Raw genomic sequence first — 4,362 nt, forward strand, 5'->3', positions numbered from 1 at the left:
TTCCATCAGGATCCAATAGAGGGCCGCCAAGCCCATCAATAGAGTGAGCCCCAAAAAGAGCGTTTGCTTTACGCTAAGCTTGGTTGCCATGTTCATCTCAGTGGTGGGAGTGGGGAGACACGTCATCTCAGCCCTGTACCGTTATGGTGTATCATTCAACACCTAAGATTTCGCGAAGCTGGTCGGTCGACACTGCACCACTGATACGCTGCACTTTCCCGGCTTCATCACGGTAGTAGCTGGTCGGCGTCCCCGTAGCGCCGGCCTCACGCATGATCTGGGCATGCTTTCTGAGAAGCGCTTGGCTCTCCTCCGACGGCTCCACCGGCCTTATGCCGCCATTGCGAAATTCCAATTCATGAGTTTCGAGAGCGCTAACCGGATCGTGGAATTCAAGGATTGCAGCAGCTTTGCGAAGGCTGTCCTCTGATAGCACACCAACCAGCACGTGGCGAAGCTGTAGCACGCCTTGCTCGATTAGCGGACGTGAATTCTTCCAGAGTGCGTTGCAGTAAGGGCAGTTGGGGTCTGTTAGTGTGTACACAACATGTGATGCATCATCATTCCCCTCCGAGATAAAACGTGTGTTTTCAAACGCACTCCAGGTAGCTTCCCGCATGGGTTCCAGCACCAGAGCCTGAAGCTGGCTTTCCATGACGGCATTACCCTGAGGGTCGATTAACGTACCAATGACGGCATAGTCGGAAGAGAAGGAGATATAAGCCGCCATAGGCTCATTATCGTAAGACAAGGCATAGCCTTGGAGATCGTCAGGCGCTTCGAAGGTGCCATGGAATGTGAACCCTTGATCCACCAATACGGTAATCGTCTCGGGCAAGGGAGGCCCAGTGTCGATGACGCTGCTGGCCTGATAACTCTCATTGGCATCGGTTCCTGCTTCCTGCGCCAACGCAGGCAACGCAATAAGACCTAACAGACCTGCAGCAGCTAGGTAATAAGTGAAATGTAGGATATGCCTCATGGATGCTCTCTTTATCAATTACTGTTTTTTACAAGGGATTAGGTCGATCACATTTACTTGCTGGTTTTAGTGCTTCTTATTAAAAAACAAGTACTTGATAAGCGCAGCAACACCAAGCCCCAGTGCAATAATCAACAAGATAGCTATTAGGCCCATCCCCGCCATACCCCACATGCAGCTTTCACTTCCCATCATTTTGAATTCCTCTTTAACACTACGGTGTTTGGTTTAGGCGCGATGAACAGCATCGTTTGGACGTGGTGTGGCATTGCCGGTATCTGGCGTGAAACGGCGTAGCCGCAACGAGTTAGTCAGCACAAAGACACTGGAAACGCTCATGGCCGCCGCCGCCAGCATGGGGCTGAGCAATACGCCGATGAACGGATAGAGCATGCCCGCCGCCACGGGGATTAGCGCTACGTTGTAGCCATAGGCCCAGACGAAATTGCTGATAATGGTCCGGTGGGTACGCTTGGAGAGCGCCGTGGCATTGACGATGCCTCGCAAATCGCCACTCATCAGCACCACATCGCCGGACTCGATGGCGATATCGGTGCCAGTACCGATCGCAATGCCCACGTCGGCCTGGGCCAAAGCGGGTGCATCGTTGATCCCGTCCCCCACAAAAGCGACACGCTTGCCCTCCGCCTGGAGACGCCGGATCTCTGCCGCTTTCTGGTCGGGCAGCACCTCAGCGAGAACCTGCTGGATGCCAACCTGTCGGGCGATAGCATCGGCAGTGGCACGGTTATCGCCGGTGAGCATGGCCACCTCCAACCCTTGCGCTTTGAGTGCTGTGATAGCCTCGGCAGAGCCCTCCTTGAGGGGATCCGCCACCGCGATGACTGCAGCAAGCTGACCGTCTACCGCGGCATAGAGCGGGCTCTTGGCGTTCTCGGCAAACACCTTGGCGCGTGTTTCTGCCTGGCCGAGCTCGATTTCCAGCCGATGCATGTAACGATCAGCTCCCACATGTACCAAGTGGCCGTCGACCTCGGCTTCAATGCCGTAGCCAGGCTCGGCACTAAAGCGACTGACCGAGGGTAATTCCAGCCCACGGGCCTTGGCGCCCTGTACAATAGCTTCGGCGATGGGGTGCTCGCTTTGAGCTTCCACTGCCGCGACCAGTCGCAGCACGTCGTTTTCATGACCGTTAATTGCTTCGAAGTCGGTCAGTTCGGGGCGCCCCTGGGTCAAAGTGCCGGTCTTGTCCAGCACCACCGTATTCATCTTGGCCAGCGTCTCAAGCGCCGCCCCTTTGCGAAATAGCACTCCCATCTCGGCCCCTTTCCCGGTACTGACCATGATGGCCGTTGGGGTAGCCAGGCCCATCGCACAGGGGCAGGCAATTAGCAGTACACTAACGGTAGTGACGAAGGCAAAGGACAAAGACGGCGACGGTCCGAAAGCGAACCAGAGTGCAAAGGTAATCGCGGCGATAGCGATGACCACGGGTACAAACACACCGGCAACCTTGTCGGCTAATTGCTGAATTGGGGGCTTCTCCGCCTGGGCCGTTTCCACCATCTTGACGATCTGCGACAGCACGGTGTCGGCACCGACTCGCGTGGCCCGGAAGGTAAGTGCACCGTTCTTGTTGATGGTGCCACCGACGACTTCGGAATCCCTCTGTTTGACGACCGGCACTGGCTCACCGCTGATCATCGACTCATCAACGTAGGAGTGACCCTCCTCAACAATGCCATCGACTGGAACACGCTCCCCTGGGCGAACCAAAATACGATCGCCCGTGACGACGGCGTCGATAGGCAGCTCGACGGTTTCATCCTCACGGATGACGCGGGCAGTTTTCGCCTGTAATTGCAGAAGCTTCTTGATAGCTTCGGAGGTGCGGCCCTTGGCAATGTGTTCAAAATAGCGACCGAGCAGAATTAACGTCACGATCACCGCCGCCGCTTCGAAATAGCTCACGGCGGTTCCGACGGGAAAGAGTCCGGGCACCAGCAGGGCGGCGACCGAATAGAAATAGGCAGCGCTCGATCCGATCATAACGAGGCTGTTCATGCCCGGATTAAAATGCCGGAGTTCGGCGAAGCCGACGCGATAGAAGCGTGCACCAGCATAGAACTGCACCGGTGTGGCCAATAACCACTCGACGCCCATCCAGCCGCGATGCGGCATTAGACTCGTTAACAGCGCGTCAAAAGTGGGAATCATTTTCCCCATGGCGATGATGACTACCGGAATCGTAAATATTGCCGCGAGCACGACTCGACGGCGAAGCTCGGCTCTCTCCCGGTCCTCGCTGTCCGTTGATGGCGGCGTATCGGTATCCTGTGGTTCATAGCCTGCTTCGCGGATGGCATGCTGAATACGCGGTAACGAAACGGCTCCCGGCAGGAAACGAACGAAGGCTTTTTGGGTGGCGAGGTTAACACTTACTTCCACCATGCCGGGCAGCTTCGTTAGCGTTCGCTCTATCCGAGAGACACACGATCCGCAACTCATGCCGGTGATGGGAATGTCGAGACTTTCCACCACCGGCTGATAGCCCGCCGTTTCAATGGCGTTGAGTAGGCTAGTGGTCGCGGTACCTGCTTCGACCTGGATAGCCGCCTTCTGTGCGGCGAGGTTCACTTGAGCGTTGATCACGCCTGGCTGCTGGCTGAGTGCGCGCTCCACACGCCCAACACAGGAAGCACAGGACATACCACGAATCTCGATATCGACGTATTGCGCCATAATGACGATCTCCCTGTTAATTTATCGACGACCCGGTAGGCAAACTTGATTCCCATGTTCGCTATCGAGAAAATGCCCGATCATTCAGTCTGCTCAGCGATAGCTTCAACAATCGGGCAGCCTTCCTGCATAGGCCCTTCGCCTGCACACTCGCTCAGTGTTTTCGATAATACGGCTTCAATCCGCGTGAGGTGCTTGATCTGCTCGCGCACCTTGTGCAGCTTCTCCCCGGCGATGCGTTTAGCTTGCGCCCGGTCGCCATTAGCATCCTGAAGCATTAGCAGCTCCCGAATCTCTTGCAGCGTGAAGCCCCACTGCTTGGCATGGACGATAAACTGCAACCGATCCACAGCTTCCAGTGGGTAACGCCGATAGTTGGCATCGGTCCTCCTCGGAGGAGGCATAAGTCTCTCTTTTTCGTAGAATCGAATCGCCTGGCTAGCGACCCCGCTTCGTTCGGCAAGCTCGCCGATACTTAGTGTTTGCATAGCGTTACCTCACGACATTATTAATCCAAGCTTCTGGCAGCCTGACTCAACGAATCTACCGGTCGGGGCTCCTATTGCTCCGGTTGGCGCACGACCCTAAGGTAGGGCGTCTTGGTGTTCCAGCCTTCGGGAAAGTGTTGCCTAGCGTCATCATTCGATAGCGATGGCGAGATGATGACATCGTCACCA

The 4,362-nt window shown here is 55.9% G+C and carries 4 protein-coding genes; all 4 read right to left on the reverse strand.

The window, feature by feature from the left end:
• Positions 1-151: 151 nt before the first annotated feature.
• Positions 152-982: a thiol:disulfide interchange protein DsbG gene (gene dsbG, locus CXF87_RS11625; RefSeq protein ID WP_051052162.1), complete on the reverse strand. Its 831-nt coding sequence runs from the start codon at positions 980-982 to the stop codon at positions 152-154.
• Between the two features lie 66 nt (positions 983-1,048).
• Entirely contained in the window at positions 1,049-1,177 is a 129-nt protein-coding gene (locus tag CXF87_RS22270) for a hypothetical protein (protein ID WP_255319124.1), read from the reverse strand.
• Between the two features lie 33 nt (positions 1,178-1,210).
• Positions 1,211-3,685, reverse strand: a complete 2,475-nt coding sequence (locus CXF87_RS11630; protein WP_101146734.1) for a heavy metal translocating P-type ATPase — start codon at positions 3,683-3,685, stop codon at positions 1,211-1,213.
• A gap of 80 nt (positions 3,686-3,765) precedes the next feature.
• Positions 3,766-4,173, reverse strand: a complete 408-nt coding sequence (locus CXF87_RS11635) for a heavy metal-responsive transcriptional regulator (protein ID WP_044630734.1) — start codon at positions 4,171-4,173, stop codon at positions 3,766-3,768.
• Positions 4,174-4,362: the final 189 nt, after the last annotated feature.

Origin of the sequence: Halomonas sp. MES3-P3E (assembly GCF_002836035.1) — a bacterium.
In the GTDB taxonomy this organism is placed as follows: domain Bacteria; phylum Pseudomonadota; class Gammaproteobacteria; order Pseudomonadales; family Halomonadaceae; genus Vreelandella; species Vreelandella arctica.

What these genes read in the sequence shown, in the direction of transcription:
- dsbG (WP_051052162.1), bottom strand. Translation starts at nt 982, where the DNA reads ATGAGGCATATCCTACATTTCACTTATTACCTAGCTGCTGCAGGTCTG.
- CXF87_RS22270 (WP_255319124.1), bottom strand. Translation starts at nt 1,177, where the DNA reads ATGATGGGAAGTGAAAGCTGCATGTGGGGTATGGCGGGGATGGGCCTA.
- CXF87_RS11630 (WP_101146734.1), bottom strand. Translation starts at nt 3,685, where the DNA reads ATGGCGCAATACGTCGATATCGAGATTCGTGGTATGTCCTGTGCTTCC.
- CXF87_RS11635 (WP_044630734.1), bottom strand. Translation starts at nt 4,173, where the DNA reads ATGCAAACACTAAGTATCGGCGAGCTTGCCGAACGAAGCGGGGTCGCT.